Raw genomic sequence first — 14,739 nt, forward strand, 5'->3', positions numbered from 1 at the left:
CTGTGGCATCATGCAGTCATGTCCGACAGCGCACCCATCGCCGCGATCGCCGCGTCGCTCGTCCGGGAGCGTCGACGTACGGGCCTGTCTCTCGCCGAGGTGGCCCGGCGCGCGGGTATCGCGAAGTCGACCCTCTCCCAGCTCGAGTCGGGAACGGGCAATCCCAGCGTCGAGACGCTGTGGGCTCTGAGCGTGACGCTGAACGTGCCCTTCGCGCGCCTGGTGGAACCGCCGCGGCAGGAGGTCCGCCTGGTACGACGCGGTGAGGGTCCGTCGATCGCCGCGGAGTCGTCGGACTACACCGCGACACTGCTGTCGTCCTGCCCACCGACCGCCCGCCGCGACCTGTACCTGCTCGCCGCCGAGGTGGGGACGCCCCGGCTGTCCGATCCGCACATGCACGGGGTGATCGAACACGTGGTGGTGTCGTCCGGCCGGGCGGTGTGCGGGCCGGTGAACGCGACCGAGGAGCTGGGGCCGGGGGACTACCTGTCGTACCCCGGCGACGTGCCCCACGTGTTCGAGGCACTCGAGAACGGGACGACTGCGGTGATGGTCACCGAGCAGTACTGATCGAGGCCAGATCCGCTGTGATCGGCAGGCGATTGCTCAGCAACGCGCACAGCAGGATTCGCGCCTGGGCGGGACTGAGGTCGCCCGCGGACACCGCACCGGCACGTACCAGGTCGGCGCCCCCTCCGCCGCCGCCGTAAGTGGTGACGACACCGCCGGACGGCACCCGCGTCGACAACATCACCGGGACACCGGCATCGGTACACCGGCGCACAGCGTCGACGACGGCGGCGTTCGCATTGCCCGCGCCCATCGCCTGCAGCACGATCCCGTCGGTGCGGGCGGACCGCAGGGCGTCGATGACGAGTCCGTCGACACCCGGGTAGAGCGCGACCAAGTCGACCCGGATCCCGTCGATCGAACTGTCCGGCAGCGTCTCCCGCGGAACCGGGTCCACCGCCGGCGTTCCGGAGTAGGCATCGAGCGCGGTCGTGTGCGATTTCCGTACCCCGCGGGCCCGGAGAACGCGCGGGCCGAAGGCGACGAGTACACCGTGGCCCCGTCGCTCGGGATCGGCGGCCACGCGGAGCGCCGACTCGACGTTGTGCGGGCCGTCGCTCTCGACGTGGTCCGCGGTGCGTTGGGCGCCGGTGATCACGACGGGGCGAACGTCGGTGTGGGAGAGATCGATCAGCATCGCCGTCTCCTCGAGGGAGTCGGTGCCGTGCAGGACGACGACACCGCTCACCGCGTCGTCACGCAGCGCCTCGGTGACGGCGCCGCGGACGGTGTCCATGTCGAGGAGCGACATCGCGGCACTGTCGACGCACAGGACGTCGGTGACTCGGACCCGGACTCCCACGCGGAGTCCGGCATCCACCAGGACGTCGTGGGCGTGACGGCCCGTGGTGCTGACACCGTCGGGGCCTACGCGGCTGGCGATGGTTCCGCCGGTGGTCAGGACGACGACCGTCGGCAGTGCGGGTGAACTCATCGGGCGACCGTTCCCCCTCCCGCACGGGCGCGCTCGCGGGCGAGCCGCTCGATGCCCGGGCGCGCTGCGCGCCAGCCGATGACCAGCGCGGGAACGATGACCAGGAGGGAGGCGAGCGTCCAGGTGCCGATCGGGTAGTCGAAGCCCATCAGGACCAGGACGACCACCAGGAAGACGAGGGTGGCGATGCCGGTGTACGGGGCGCCGAACAACCGGAAGGACGGCCGCGTCACCACGCCCTCCTTCGACAGGTGCCAGAGCTTGAGCTGGCACAACACGATCATGGCCCAGGCGCTGACGATGCCGAGCGCGGCGAGATTGAGCACGATCTCGAACGCCTGCTCGGGCACCACCGCGTTCAGCACCACTCCGAGCAGGGTAACCGCTGCCGTGAGCAGGATCCCGCCGTAGGGCACGCCGGCCTTGCTCATCTTCATCGCGAAGCGCGGCGCGCTGCCCGCCGCGGCCATCGATCGGAGGATACGACCGGTCGAGTAGAGCCCGGCATTGAGCGAGGACAGCGCCGCCGTCAGGACGATGAGGTTCATGGCGGTGTCCGCGCCCTCGACTCCGATCGAGCCGAAGAACGTGACGAACGGGCTCTCACCCGCGCGGTAGGCGGAGTAGGGCAGCAGGAGCGACAGCAGCAGCACGGACCCGACGTAGAAGACCGCGATGCGGATGATGACGGTGTTGATCGCCTTCGGGATGACCTTCTCGGGGTTCGGCGTCTCGCCCGCGGCGGTACCGACCAGCTCGATGGAGGCGTAGGCGAACACGACGCCCTGGATGATGACGACGGCGGGCAGCAGACCGTTGGGGATCAGCCCGCCGTTGTCGGCGATCATCGACAGGCCCTGCTCCTGGTTCGGTGTCCCCGTGACGAGGAGGTAGAGGCCGATGCACAGAAACGCCACCAGGGCGAGCACCTTGATCAGGGCGAACCAGAACTCCAGCTCGCCGAAGACTTTGACCGACACCAGGTTCAGGGACAGAACCAGCAGCAGTGCAGCGAGGGCGAAGACCCACTGCGGTACCGACGCGATCGGGTCCCAGTAGCGGCCGAAGAAGTTCATGTAGAGCGCCACGGCGGTCACGTCGACGACGGCGGTCATCGACCAGTTGAGCCAGTACAGCCACCCGGAGACGAAGGCGGCCTTCTCCCCGAAGAACTCGCGAGCGTAGGACACGAAGGACCCGGACGTGGGCCGGTGCAGCACCAGTTCGCCGAGCGCCCGAAGGATGAGGAAAGCGAAGAACCCGCATACCGCGTACGCGATGACGAGTGCCGGGCCGGCCTGCGCCAGACGTCCGCCTGCACCCATGAAGAGGCCGGTTCCGATGGCGCCGCCGATGGCGATCATCTGGACCTGCCGCGTTTTCAGGCCTTTGTGATAGCCGTCGTTCTCGGCGGCGTGGAGGGCGTCGTCGGCGCCGTGCTGATCGGTGGTCGTGGTCATCGGGTCCTCAGTTCTGGAGGTTCGCGAGATGTTCGGGGCGGAGCAGTTCTTCGAGACGTGTCGCTGTCAGGAGGCCGCGTTCGAGCACCAGCTCCGCGACTCCTCGTCCGCTCTCGAGTGCCTCCTTGGCGATCTCGGTGGCGGCCTGGTATCCGATGTGCGGGTTGAGTGCCGTGACCAGTCCGATGGAGTGTTCGACGCTGTCTCGCAGGTGGGCCTCGTGCGCGGTGATCCCCACGACGCACTTGTCCGCGAGCGTCCGGCAGGCCGCACCCAGGTGCGTCATGCCGGAGGTGAGCGACTCCATGATGATGGGCTCGAAGGCGTTGAGCTGCAGCTGACCTGCCTCGGCCGCCATCGTGATGGTGACGTCCTGGCCGATGACCTGGAAGGCCACCTGGTTGAGCACCTCGGGGATGACGGGGTTGACCTTGCCGGGCATGATCGACGAGCCCGCCTGTACTGCGGGCAGGTCGATCTCGCCGAACCCTGCACGCGGTCCCGAGGAGAGGAGGCGGAGGTCGTTGCACACCTTCGACAGCTTCACGGCGCACCGCTTGAGTACTCCCGAGAGATGCACGAACTGACCGACGTCCTGCGTGGCCTCGACGAGATCCGTCGCGCTGACGAGGGGGAGTGCGGTGATCTCGCGGAGGTGCCGGACCGCTGCCTCGCGGTAGCCGGGGGCGGCGTTGAGTCCGGTACCGATCGCGGTGGCGCCGATGTTGATCTCGTGCACCAACAGTGACGCCTCCTCGAGGCGGGCGCGGTCCTCGTCGATCATGACGGCGAACGTGCCGAACTCCTGGCCCAGTGTCATCGGCACGGCGTCCTGCAACTGGGTCCTGCCCATCTTGACGATGGCGCGGAACTCCTCTGCCTTCGCGCGGAAGGCGTCCTGCAGGATGCGCATCGACTCGGACAGGTCGGCCACCGCGAGGATCGTCGCGATGTTGCAGGCGGTGGGGTAGACGTCGTTGGTCGACTGGCCGAGGTTGACGTGCTCGTTGGGGTGCAGGTGCGCGTACTCGCCGGGACGGTGGCCGAGCAGCACCAGCGCGCGGTTGGCGATGACCTCGTTGGCGTTCATGTTGGTCGACGTGCCGGCGCCGCCCTGGATCACGTCGACGACGAACTGGTCGTGCCACCGGCCGTCCAGGATCTCGCGGGCGGCCTGCAGGATCGCGTCGCCGCGCACCTCGTCGAGAAGACCCAGTTCGATGTTGGCCGCCGCGGCCGCGTACTTCACGGCGGCGAGCGCGCGGATCAGCTTGGTGTTCGACGAGATCGGTCGTCCGGTGATGGGGAAGTTCTCGGTGGCGCGCAGAGTGTGGATGCCCCACAGCACGTCGGCGGGCACCTCGCGCTCTCCCAGCAGGTCGTGCTCGGTACGGGTGGCGGCCACGGCGTTCTCCTTCGCTTGCTGTCAGGCTGTCTGACAGGTTGAGTGTGAACCACGGCACAGTGGATGTCAACGGTGATCTGTCGGAGCCGGGCGCTACGGTCGGGTCGACACCGGACCTCACGGTCGGTGGGACACCACGACGTTCCAGGAGGGCCACGTGCTCGAGCTCCACCGCGCCGAACGCGCGAGCACGTTGGCCACCGGTCTCGCGACGCTGCTCGCCGAGCCCCTCGCGGACGCCTTCGCCGCAGACGTCGTCGCGGTCCCGGCGAAGGGCGTGGAGCGGTGGCTCCGACAACGGCTCTCCCTCTCGTTGGGGGCGGCAGGAGTGTCGGACGGCATCGCGGCGAACATCGACTTCCCGTCGCCCGGCCGCCTGGTCGACGACGTCCTGGCCGTGGTGACGGGCGTGGACGCCGACTCGGATCCGTGGGCCGCGGGCCCGTTGCTGTGGACTGTCCTACGCGTGATCGACGAGTGTTCGACCGAACCCTGGTGCTCGGTTCTCTCCCGGAGCATCGGCGGTGCGGCGGCGGCGCCCGACGATCACCGCCGTGGTCGACGCTGGTCCACCGCGTCCCACGTGTCCGGGCTCTTCCGTTCGTATGCTGCACAACGGCCCTCGATGATCGTCGACTGGGCGGCCGGTGCCGACACGGACGGCGCCGGTGCCCCGCTCGCGCCGGATCTCCTGTGGCAGGCGGAGCTGTGGCGCCGGGTGCGGGAGCGCATCGGAGTGCCCGGCCCCGCGGAGAAACTGGACCCGGTCTGCGACGCCCTCGCCGAGGACGGGTCGATGCTCGATCTTCCGTCGCGCCTGTCCCTGTTCGGGGCGACCCGTCTCACCACCCTGCAGCGACGCGTGCTGCGGGCGGTGGCCGATCACCGCGACGTCCATCTGTGGCTGCCACACCCCAGCCCGGTCTCGTGGGCTGCGACGTCCCGGCGTGCGGGCGCCGGGTCGGTGCGGCGTGTCGACGCGCCGCCGGTGTCGACGGCGGGTCATCCCCTGCTGGTGAGCCTCGGCCGCGACGTGCGCGAGTTGCAACCGCTTCTCGAACCGACGGCCGATGCGGACCGCCATCTCCCCGATCCGGAGCGGTCCGACGCGCGACGTGTCGAGGCGTCGACGACGGTCCTGAGGCGGATGCAGAACGACATCGTGGCCGACCGCGCCCCGGCCGCGCCCGACGTCCCGGGGATGGACGACAGCGTGCAGATCCACGCCTGCCACGGCCCCGCCCGGCAGGTCGACGTGCTGCGCGACACCTTGCTGCACCTCTTCCAGGACGATCCGACGCTCGAACCGCGCGACGTCCTGATCATGTGCCCGGACGTGGACACCTTCGCTCCGCTCGTGCGAGCGGCCTTCGGGAACGAGGGCGCGGTGGGCGATCCCTCGGCGCACCCGGCGCACGGACTCCGCGTGCGGCTGGCGGATCGGGGGCTCCGGCGCACCAATCCCGTGCTCGACGTGATCGCGGCGATGATCGAGATGGCAGGGGACCGCGTCACCGCGTCGCAGATGCTCGATCTCGCTGCGTCCGAGGCTGTGCGGACCCGGTTCCGCTTCTCCGACGACGATCTCGAACGGCTCGCCGAGTGGACACGGGTGTCCGGTGCGCGTTGGGGCATCGACTCTGTGCAGCGAGAGTTGTTCGGTCTGGGCGACTTTCGTCAGAACACGTTCACCGCGGCCATGGACCGACTGCTGCTCGGCGCCGCTGCCGACGAGACCACGGGGGACTGGCTGGGCCTGGCTCTTCCCGTAGACGACGTCGACGGGAACGACATCGATCTCGCCGGTCGGTACGCAGAACTGGTCGACCGGGTCTCTGTCGTGTTGCGCGGTATGCGGGGCGAGCATCCGGTCCGGACGTGGCGCGCGAGCCTGATCCGAGCGATCGACCTGCTCACCGAGGTCGGGCCGGCAGACGTCCGACATCGGGTCGACGCGCTGCGGGAACTGTCCGCCGCGCTGGAACACGGTGACGACATCTCCCTGCAGCTCGCCGACATCCGGTCGATGTTGCGCGATCGCCTGGCCGGGCGCCCGACGCGATCGAACTTCCGCACCGGAGAACTGACGGTGTGCACCATGGTCCCGATGCGGTCGGTGCCGCACCGGGTGGTGGTGTTGCTCGGGCTCGACGACGACGTCTTCCCGCGCGCCGGCCACCTCGACGGCGACGACGTCCTCGCACGCGGTGCGCTGATCGGCGAGCGTGACATCCGCAGCGAGGACCGTCAGCTGCTGCTCGACGCCCTCATGTCGGCCGGCGAGAAACTGGTTCTCTTCCACACCGGGGCGAATCCGGTGTCGGGTGCCCACGAACCTCCCGCCATCCCGTTGTCCGAGGTCATCGAGGTCGTGGCGGCCACGGCGGGGGTCGAGAACAACCGCGCGGTCACGCGGCACCCGCTGCAGCCGTTCGATCCGTCGATCTTCGACGGCAGCGCTCCCGCCGGGTTCGACAGTGCCGCGCTCGCGGGCGCGGTGGCGGCGAGCGCTCCCTTCGTGCCGCGGCAGCCGTTCCTCGATGGTCCGCTTCCAGCGCGAGACTCCGCGGACGTGGCGTTGGCGGAGCTGGTGGCGTTCGTGCAGAGCCCCGTCACCGCGTTCGTGCGGCAGCGACTGAAGGTGGGTCTGTCGGGGCGGGACGACGACGTCGTCGACGCCCTCGCCGTGGAGCTGGACGCGCTGTCGGCCTGGGACATCGGAGAGCGCATGCTGTCGGCGCTCCTGACCGGTGTGGAACTGGCCGACTTCCGGGCCGCGGAGTGGCGCCGCGGAACGCTGCCGCCCTTCGCGCAGGGTGCGCGCCTGCTCGAGCAGATCGAGAACGACGTGGTGCCCATCGCCGACGCGGCGGCCGAGATCCACGTCGGGCCGCCGGAGAGTGTGGACGTCGTCGTGGATCTGAACGGGGGGCGGCGGCTCACGGGCACCGTTCCCGGGGTGCACGGCACCACCGTGGCGCGCACGTCCTATTCGAGGATGGCCCCGAAGCGGCGACTGGAGGCCTGGATCCACCTGCTGGCGGTCGCGGCGCAGAGTGGCTCGGACGGGTGGACGGCGGTCACCACCGCGCGGGGTCGGTCCTCACGGCCCGTGTCGCGGTCGACCCTCACGACACCCGAGGACGCCCGCGCGGTTCTGGCAGAGCTGGCGGACCTGCGCGACCGCGGTCTGCGCGAGCCACTGCCCCTGGCGCTGAAGTCCGGGGAGGCATACGCCGCCAGAGTCGTTCGGGGAAGCAGCGAGGAGATGGCCCTCGCGGCGGCAGCTCAGCAGTTCTCGGATCGGTTCGGCGACGTCACGGAGCCGGCGGTACTTCTGGTGCACGGAAGCGGAGTCGACTTCGGGCAGTGGACAGCGATTCCTCCGGCCGCCGACGAGGCGAAGTGGTCGGCCGACGGCACGCGCTTCGGTGTGCTCGCGCGACGAGTGTGGCAGCCGTTGCTCACCCACGAGAGCATGGAGCAGCGATGAGCGCTCCCGAAGGTATGGAGCAGCGATGAGCACGTTCGATCTGACCGGGCCGCTCCCGCTGGGCACTACCGTGCTCGAGGCGAGCGCCGGCACGGGCAAGACCTACGCCATCGTGGGCCTCGCCGCCCGCTACGTCGCCGAGGGCGTCACCGACATCGCGGGCGTACTGCTGGTGACGTTCAGCAAGGGCGCGACGCGCGAGCTTCGCGAACGCACGCGTGCACGCTTCGCCGAGGTCGCGGCCGCCCTGGCGGATCCGTCGGCGGCCCGTACGGGCGGTGACGAGCTGATCGCACTGCTCGCCGACGTCGACGACGACGAGGTGGTGCTGCGGCGCACTCGGCTGCTGACGGCGCTGTCGGAGTTCGACGCCGGGACGATCGCCACGACGCACAGCTTCTGCCAACGCATGCTCGACGGACTCGGGATCGCGGGCGAGCGGGAACCGGACGCGACCTTCGTCGAGTCCGTGGACGATCTCGTCGACGACGTGGTCGACGACCTGTATCTGCGTCGCTACAGCGCAGAGGTCGGTTCGCCGCCCCTGACCGTCGCGCAGGCGCGCACGGTGGCCCGGGCCGCGGTCTCGGACCGGCGGGCCGTGCTCAGTCCGGACGCTCCCGACGACACGGCGGCCGGTCAGCGGGTCGCGGTGGCCCGCGAGGCGCGGGAGGAGACCGAGCGCCGGAAGCGGAGGCTCGGCGTCCGTGATTTCGACGACCTCCTCGAACTCCTGCACGGCGTGCTGTCGGACGAGACGCACGGCCCGGCCGCGTGCGCGCGTGTCCGCGAGAAGTTCACGGTGGTGCTCGTCGACGAGTTCCAGGACACCGACCCGCTGCAGTGGTCCATCCTGCGGAGGGCGTTCCACGGGCACTGCACCCTGGTTCTCGTCGGTGATCCCAAGCAGGCCATCTATGCGTTCCGCGGCGCCGAGGTGCTCAGCTACCTCGACGCGGTCGCGGTGGCGGACCGGCATCTGGCACTCACCACCAACTGGCGGAGCGACGCGGCCGTGATCGGCTCGCTCGCGCACCTGTACGAGGGTGCCGCACTGGGACATCCCGACATCGTCGTCACTCCGGTGACGGCATCGCACCGGGAACCTCGGCTGCTGGCCGCCACGACGCGGGACCCGCTGCCTCCAGTGCGCCTGCGCGTGTTCGGTCGAACGGGCTCCGGTCCGCTGAACAACAAGGGCCTCCCGGCCACCGAGAAGGTCCGACTGCGTATCGCCGACGACGTCGCGCAGGACATCGTCGCGCTTCTCGACGGCGACGCGATGCTGACGGTCGACGGCGCGTCGCCGCGGCCTGTCGCTCCCGGAGACATCGCCGTGCTCGTCCGGTCGGGCAGACAGGCCGAGCAGGTGCGGTCCGCTCTCGAGCGCGCCGGCGTGCCGTCCGTGCTGTACGGCGGCTCGTCGGTGTTCGCCACCGAGTCCGCGGCGCACTGGCTGCTGCTCCTGCAGGCACTGGAGCAACCGCACCGTGCCGACGTCGTGCGGCGCGCCGCGCTCACACCGTTGCTCGGATGGTCTGCTCGCAGCCTCGACGAGGGTGGCGACGCCGCGACCTCCGCACTGAGTGCGCGCTGCCGCGAGTGGTCCGCGCTCGTCACGGGGGTGGGCTTCGCGGCGATGGTCGAGAATCTCACCGGATCCACCGAGCTCCAGAAACGTCTGCTGGCAACCGAATCCGGTGAACGCGATCTGACGGACCTGCGGCACGTCGCGCAACTCGTCCAGCGCGAGTCGCTCGAGGGCGGACACGGGGTGACCTCGTTGACCCGCTGGCTGGCCGACCGGATCCAGGACCCCACGAGCGGCGCTGTGGCCGACCGCAGCCGACGGCTCGACAGCGATGCCGAGGCCGTGCAGGTGGCCACGGTGCACGCGATGAAGGGGTTGGAGTTCCCGATCGTGTACGTCCCGTTCGCGTGGGGTGCCGCCGGATCGTTCGATCCGGACACCCTGCTCTTCCACGATGACGAGGGTGCGCGTGTGCGCGACGTCGGTGGGTCCTCCACTCCGGGGTACCGCGAACGCAAGCAGCGCCACGACGAGGAGGCGGCGGGCGAGGAGATGCGCCTCCTCTACGTCGCCCTGACCCGCGCGCAGTGCCGTCTGGTGCTGTGGTGGGCACCGACGGCGATCACGGCGGCGTCCCCGTTGCATCGACTGCTCTTCGGCAGAGTGCCCGGCATCGCGGAACCGGAGTCGACGGTGCGCCTGCAGGACGATGCCTCCGCGGCGACGACCCTGCAGTCGCGCTGCGGCAGCGCGATCGTCGTCGAGGCGGTGCAGGACGTGACGGTGGTGGCCCGGCCCGCGCGGACGTCCGAGAGAAGCGGTGGCGCACTGGCCGTCGCGCACTTCGACCGGAGGCTGGACACCGCGTGGCGGCGAACGTCCTACTCTGCGCTGACCGCGGGCGCGCACGATCAGCCGGTCGAGGTCGTCGAGTCCGAGGACCCGATACTCGGCGACGAACCGGTGGAGGACCCGTTCGCGGCAGGTGTGGGCGCGGGGGCCCCCTCGCTCATGAACGGTCTGCCCGCGGGAGCCGCGTTCGGCACCCTGGTGCACGAGATTCTCGAGTACGTCGACACCTCCGTCGACGATCTGCCTGCAGAGGTGCAGCGCCGGTGTGTCGAGGCCGTCTCGGCACACGGTGCCGACATCGACGCGGATCATCTCTCTCGAGCGCTGACGGCCGTCCTGCGCACGCCCCTGGACTTCGGCGCGGCGGGCACCGGCACGCTCGCCGAGGTCCACCCGTCGAACAGGCTCGCCGAGATGGACTTCGAGATCCCGTTGTCGGGCGGTGACCACGCCGCGACGGCGCACGTGACCGTGCACGCCGTCGCCGATCTCGTGGCGCACCACCTCGCTTCGGACGACGTGCTCGCGGCCTATCCGCAGCGGATGCGCCGACTCGACGACCGGACGCTCCGGGGCTACCTCACCGGCAGTGTCGACACGGTCCTGCGTGTCGGGTCGTCCGACGATTCCCGCTACGTGGTGGTGGACTACAAGACCAATCGCATCAGAAGTGGCGACCTCACCGTCGACGACTTCACGGTCGAGGACATGGCCGGCGAGATGATGGAGTCGCACTATCCGCTGCAGGCACTGCTCTATTCCGTTGCGCTGCATCGCTATCTGCGGTGGCGTCGACCGGGATACGACCCCCGGGTACACCTCGGAGGAGTGCAGTACCATTTCGTCCGAGGCATGATCGGCCCGGACACTCCGCCCGGGCGCGGGGTCTTCTCCTGGGCGCCGTCCCCCGATCTCGTGACGGCGCTGTCCGATCTGCTCGCAGGAGTCCGGTCGTGACCGCGGTGTACCCGGGCGCTGTCGCGCAGCGCGGCAAGGGAGTGCTGCGCGCGTTCAACGACGTCGGCGTCCTCACCGCGGCCGACGTGCACGTCGCCCTCCGACTCGGCGCGCTCGGCGGGGAACGGGACGAACTGGCGCTGTTCGCCGTGGCACTCGCCGTGCGCGCGGTGCGCGTCGGGTCGGTGTGCCTGGACCTGACCCGCCTGCGCGACGTCACGGCCGACGACGGTGTCGACACGGACGCTCTGCCGTGGCCGGACGACGCGGCGGTCGTGGCCGCCCTCCGGGCGAGCCCACTCGTCCTGGGCGGGGAGAGCGGTCCGCTGCGACCGGTGCTCGTGGTGGACACCGCGGACGGCCCGTTGCTCTACCTGCAGCGGTACTACCTGCAGGAGAAGGTGATCCGGGACGTGCTGGCGGCGCGCGCACTCGACGCGCCGGCCGTCGACGTGGAGGCGGTGCGGCAGGGACTGGCCACCTACTTCCCGAGCACCGAGGTGCCCGACAGGCAGCGCATCGCGGCGGCACTCGCGGTGACCGGGTGGACCACCGTCATCGCGGGCGGCCCCGGAACGGGCAAGACGCACACGGTCGCGCGCATTCTCGCTCTGCTCACCGCCGTGCACGGCCCCGGTCTACGGATCGGGCTCGCCGCGCCGACCGGGAAAGCGGCTGCGCGACTGCAGGAGTCGGTGGCCGAGCAGGCACCGGAACTCGGACTGCGAGACGACATCCCGGCGATGACGGTGCATCGGCTGCTGGGCTGGCAGCCCGGCAGCCGCAGTCGGTTCCGCCACGACGCACACAACAGGCTCCCATACGACGTGGTCGTCGTCGACGAGACGTCCATGGTGTCGTCCACGCTGATGAGCCGACTCATGGAGGCGGTCCGCGCCGACACCAGGCTCGTACTGGTCGGCGATCCCGACCAGCTGACCTCGGTGGACGCGGGCGCGGTGTTGGCCGATCTGGTCGCGCGGCCGGTGACGGCGGCGTTGCCGGAGGTGGTCACCGCCCTGGTGGGCGCCGACCTCGGGTCCGTCCCGGCGGCGGGGGACTCGTCGGAGAAGAGTCTCTCGACGGGCGAGGTGCGCCGACTCGCCGCGGGAACCGTGCGACTGAGCCGCGGGCGTCGGTTCGGCGGTGTCATCGCCGATCTCGCCGTCGCTGTGCGTGACGGCGACGAGGACGAGGTGGTGCGCCTGCTGAACTCGGGCGATCCCGCCCTCGAGTTCGGTCCGCGGTCCGACGTGTCGTCGCTCGAACGCGATGTGGTCTCGACCGCCCGGGCCGTGACCGCGGCCGCCGCGTCCGGTGATGCGGCCGCGGCCCTCGCCGCTCTCGAGCGGCACCGCCTGTTGTGCGCGCACCGTGAGGGCCCCTCCGGTGTGGATCACTGGGCACGGTGGGCGATGGACCGCGTGGGCGCCGACACCTCGACCTTCCTCGACGCCGCACAGTGGTATCTCGGGCAACCGCTCCTGGTGACGACGAACGACCACGACAACCGTATCTACAACGGCGACACCGGCGTGGTCGTCGACGACGGACACGGCGGCGTGGTCGCCGCGTTCGCGCGCGGGTCGACTCCGTTCCTCGTTCATCCCAGCAGGCTGTCGGCCGTGCAGACGGTGTACGCCATGACGATTCACCGCAGTCAGGGAAGCCAGTACGACACCGTCTCGGTGGTCATCCCGGACGAAACGTCGTCGCTGTTGACGAGGGAACTGCTGTACACGGCCATCACGCGCGCCCGCCGCACCGTGCGCATCATCGGCAGCGAGGAGTCGGTGCGCGCCGGTGTCCGTCGCCGGGTGCTGCGGGCCAGCGGACTACGTCGCGACTCGCCGGTGCCCTTCGGTCACTCCTGATCCACCGCGCGCGCGGCGTCTCGTGGCAGTCGGTTGTCCGAGCACTGCCCGCATGTCGTGCGTGTGCGCTATATTCTCCTCGACTGCGGTCGGGGGGACCGTTACAGGCGGTGAAAACAGGACGGGGGACAGGGTATGAGGAGTCGTCACCACCTGCCCGACGTCCGGTCCACCTCGGCACCGAGCCGCGACGAGCTCGCCTAGTGTCCACATTCCTCACCCCGGGCGTCGAACACGAACCGCGACCGCATCGCCGCGGGTTGTTCGGATCGCACCCCGGGACCACCGAGAGCGAGGATCGGCGGGTCCTGTCCGGCGCTCTCCCCGTCCGACACCGCATCGTGATCGCCGACATCGGTCTCGGCGAGGATCTCGGCACCGATGCGTTGGCCGGGATGTCCGCAGCGGTCGGCGAGCGTCGGCCAGGTGGCGTGATCGCCTGGGATCTGGCCGGTGAGGCCACCAGGCACGGTGCCGCCGCGCAGATCGCCGAGGACGTCGAGGCCCTGGTGGCGCCCGAGTGTGATCCGCGAGCACTGTCCCACTACGTCGACACCCGGCCCGAAGGGCACGATGCTCTCGGAGCGGATGCGTCGCTGCAGGACCCGCACGCCATCGAGGACGTTCTGACCGTCCTGACACACCACCGGCAGACGGTCGTCGTGCACGCCCGCAGCGACGAGCCGTACTTCGCCGCGATGATCGACGACGCGGACTCGATCGTCGTCCCGATTCCCCATTCCGAGGCTGCCGCACTCCGCGTCGTGGCGCTGATGGACTCGCTCCGCGGCAGCGGCCGCGACACCTGGTCGGACCGCATCGTCGTCGTCAAACACGATGCTATACGTGCCGGTTCGCGATCCGGCTCCACGGATCTGCGACGCGTGCTCGGGGATGCGGGAGTCCGCACCGTGCTGGACGTGCCGTCCACGTCGGACTCCGATGCGGACGTTCGCCGCGCCTGGTCGCACGTCGCCGCCGTCGTGATGCGGACGCGCGGGCCGGTACGCCCGATCGTTCCCGACGCGCACCCGGGTCTGCACGCCGACGACCACACACCCTCCTTCGACAGCACGACGGCGACACTGCGCGCGCGCTCTGCCGACACCCGGCCGAGTCGTCGCAACGGGCGACTTCCCGCCCTCGCCGCCCTCGGTGCCCTTCTCGTCGCGGGAGGACTCGGCACCGCCGTCATGATGCAGCGCGCCCCCGCGGATTCCGCACCGGTCCCGGTCGCCACCGCGGGTGTCGGTGCGGACGCGGCCGATCAGACCGCGTCGGCGGCGCCGCCGCCGATCGATGCGGCCCGCGCGAGTGGTCCCGCCGTGATCGTGCGCTACGACGATCTGTACTACCGAGATCGCGACGCCGGAGCGGCCGCAGCGCTCTGGGATCTGTCCGACACGGCCGGTGTGGACGCCACGGTGGCCGATCTGCAGCGATCCATCGACGCGGTGGACCCGGCGATACGGCACCGCATCGACGTGGCGCCCACCTCCGACCCGCTCGTCTTCGACGCCGTCCTGACACTCACGGTTCCGGACGGCCGGGAGTTCCGGTACGACCAGCAGTTCACGGTGCGGGAGGACGACGACGGCTTCGCCATCGTCCGCAAGATCGACTGCACCGGCGTCTGTCCCGCTCCGTGATCCGTCTTCCG

The 14,739-nt window shown here is 70.3% G+C and carries 8 protein-coding genes; 5 read left to right on the forward strand and 3 right to left on the reverse strand.

Annotated elements, in window-relative coordinates:
• Nucleotides 1-18 precede the first annotated feature (18 nt).
• Nucleotides 19-573: a helix-turn-helix domain-containing protein gene (locus BR07_RS0107710; protein WP_027504935.1), complete on the forward strand. Its 555-nt coding sequence runs from the start codon at nucleotides 19-21 to the stop codon at nucleotides 571-573.
• On the opposite strand, the gene BR07_RS0107715 is transcribed toward BR07_RS0107710, so the two are convergent.
• The 3 genes from BR07_RS0107715 to BR07_RS0107725 are packed head-to-tail and all read right to left on the reverse strand — an operon-like array spanning nucleotide 557 to nucleotide 4,372.
• The gene (locus BR07_RS0107715) at nucleotides 557-1,507 is read right to left on the reverse strand and encodes an asparaginase (RefSeq protein WP_027504936.1); all 951 of its coding nucleotides are present in this window, start codon (nucleotides 1,505-1,507) and stop codon (nucleotides 557-559) included. The two genes, BR07_RS0107710 and BR07_RS0107715, sit on opposite strands and share 17 nt — an antisense overlap.
• The gene (locus BR07_RS0107720) at nucleotides 1,504-2,967 is read right to left on the reverse strand and encodes an amino acid permease (RefSeq protein ID WP_027504937.1); all 1,464 of its coding nucleotides are present in this window, start codon (nucleotides 2,965-2,967) and stop codon (nucleotides 1,504-1,506) included. Before BR07_RS0107720 ends, BR07_RS0107715 begins: the two co-directional genes overlap by 4 nt.
• A gap of 7 nt (nucleotides 2,968-2,974) precedes the next feature.
• A complete protein-coding gene (locus BR07_RS0107725) occupies nucleotides 2,975-4,372 on the reverse strand; it encodes an aspartate ammonia-lyase (RefSeq protein ID WP_027504938.1) in 1,398 nt (465 codons plus the stop codon).
• Between the two features lie 157 nt (nucleotides 4,373-4,529).
• On the opposite strand from BR07_RS0107725, the gene recC reads away from it, so the two are divergent.
• From recC to BR07_RS0107745, 4 genes are all read left to right on the forward strand, one after another.
• Complete coding sequence (gene recC, locus BR07_RS0107730) at nucleotides 4,530-7,865, forward strand: exodeoxyribonuclease V subunit gamma (protein WP_027504939.1); 3,336 nt, start codon at nucleotides 4,530-4,532, stop codon at nucleotides 7,863-7,865.
• Between the two features lie 25 nt (nucleotides 7,866-7,890).
• Nucleotides 7,891-11,205: a UvrD-helicase domain-containing protein gene (locus tag BR07_RS0107735; RefSeq protein ID WP_027504940.1), complete on the forward strand. Its 3,315-nt coding sequence runs from the start codon at nucleotides 7,891-7,893 to the stop codon at nucleotides 11,203-11,205.
• 5 nt (nucleotides 11,206-11,210) lie between these two features.
• Entirely contained in the window at nucleotides 11,211-13,079 is a 1,869-nt protein-coding gene (recD, locus tag BR07_RS0107740) for an exodeoxyribonuclease V subunit alpha (RefSeq protein ID WP_037185192.1), read from the forward strand.
• A gap of 203 nt (nucleotides 13,080-13,282) precedes the next feature.
• Nucleotides 13,283-14,728 (forward strand): hypothetical protein, encoded by a 1,446-nt coding sequence (locus BR07_RS0107745; RefSeq protein WP_027504942.1) that lies wholly within the window; start codon nucleotides 13,283-13,285, stop codon nucleotides 14,726-14,728.
• The last annotated feature ends 11 nt before the right edge of the window (nucleotides 14,729-14,739 follow it).

This window comes from Rhodococcus sp. UNC23MFCrub1.1 (assembly GCF_000686025.1).
In the GTDB taxonomy this organism is placed as follows: domain Bacteria; phylum Actinomycetota; class Actinomycetes; order Mycobacteriales; family Mycobacteriaceae; genus Rhodococcoides.

What these genes read in the sequence shown, in the direction of transcription:
- BR07_RS0107715 (WP_027504936.1), bottom strand. Translation starts at nt 1,507, where the DNA reads ATGAGTTCACCCGCACTGCCGACGGTCGTCGTCCTGACCACCGGCGGA.
- BR07_RS0107735 (WP_027504940.1), top strand. Translation starts at nt 7,891, where the DNA reads ATGAGCACGTTCGATCTGACCGGGCCGCTCCCGCTGGGCACTACCGTG.
- BR07_RS0107710 (WP_027504935.1), top strand. Translation starts at nt 19, where the DNA reads ATGTCCGACAGCGCACCCATCGCCGCGATCGCCGCGTCGCTCGTCCGG.
- BR07_RS0107720 (WP_027504937.1), bottom strand. Translation starts at nt 2,967, where the DNA reads ATGACCACGACCACCGATCAGCACGGCGCCGACGACGCCCTCCACGCC.